Genomic DNA, 1,221 nt, shown 5'->3' with positions numbered 1-1,221 from the left:
TAGTCTCGTGGGCTCGGACCGTGTGGTGTCCGCCGTGTCGCGCGTCCCTTTCACCATCCCGCCTCCTGGGCGGCCGTTCGGCGGGGCACGTTCTCCGTGGCGCCGGTGATGGAGGAGATGATCTGTTCCTGGGACGAGGTGTTCACGTCGAAGAAGCCGTTGTTGCGGCCCAGCCGCAGGACGGCCGCCCGGTCCGCGAGAGCCTTGATGTCACCCATGTTGTGGCTGATGAGCAGAACGCCCAGACCGCGGTCGCGCAGCTGGTCGACGAGGTCCAGGACCTCGCCGGTCTGCTCGAATCCCAGCGCCGCGGTCGGTTCGTCCAGGAGGAGCACCCGCGGGTCGCCGAGCAGCGAACGGGCGATGGCGACCGTCTGCCGCTGACCGCTGGACAGCGAGACGACAGGGGCACGCAGATCGGGGATGCCTCGGGTCAGACGGTCCAGCAGGCCTCTGGTGCGGCGCTCCATCTCCACCTCGTCGAGGAACCCGAACCTGCGGATCTCCTGCCCGAGGAACAGATTGCCGACGACGTCGAGGTTTCCGCACAGCGCGAGGTCCTGGTAGACGGCGGCGATGCCGAGGTCCCGGGCGTCGTGGGGACGCCTGATGTGGACCGCCCGGCCCTCCCACTCGATGGAGCCCTTGTCCGCGGGTGAGACCCCGGAGATCACCTTGACCAGGGTGGATTTGCCCGCCCCGTTGTCGCCCAGCAGAGCGACGACCTGCCCGGCGTGGATCTCCAGCTCGATGTCGTCGAGGACCTCGATGACACCGAAGCGTTTGCATACGCCGTGCAGTGCCAGCAACGGGGGACTCGGCACGGAAACCATCTCCTTCCCGGGGGCGGGCCGGACCTGGTCGGAACCTGCTTGTCAGGTGAGTCCGGCCCTCTCGCAGGCGGCCTCGAGCTGCGGGGTGCAGATCTGCTCGACCGTGTACACGCCGTCGTCGACCAGGGTGTCCTCGATCGTGTCGACCGTCACGGACACGGGGGTGAGTAGGACGGCCGGAACCGTGTGCCCGCCACGGGGCGTCACCTCGCCCTTGGCGACCCGGTCGAGGCTTTCGTTGCGGGCCGCGGCCACGGCCATGGCGGCGCCGGCGGAGGCCTCGGGTGCGAAGGGCTTGTAGACGGTCATGTACTGATCGCCGCCGACGATGCGCCGTACGGCTCCGAGCTCGGCGTCCTGCCCGGTGACCGGGGGCAGCGGGCAGGAC

1 protein-coding gene and 1 pseudogene are annotated in these 1,221 nt (G+C 69.3%); both read right to left on the bottom strand.

The window, feature by feature from the left end:
• Positions 1-50: 50 nt before the first annotated feature.
• The gene (locus EU811_RS23165) at positions 51-833 is read right to left on the bottom strand and encodes an ATP-binding cassette domain-containing protein (protein ID WP_142940581.1); all 783 of its coding nucleotides are present in this window, start codon (positions 831-833) and stop codon (positions 51-53) included.
• Positions 834-875: 42 nt separating this feature from the next.
• Positions 876-1,221, bottom strand: a pseudogene (locus EU811_RS23160) (ABC transporter substrate-binding protein); the annotation flags it as partial.

This window comes from Arthrobacter sp. TS-15 (genome assembly GCF_006964045.1).
Taxonomy (GTDB): Bacteria; Actinomycetota; Actinomycetes; order Actinomycetales; family Micrococcaceae; genus Arthrobacter.
Note: the sequence above shows the minus strand (reverse complement) of the source record. Positions and strands in the feature narration are given on the sequence as shown.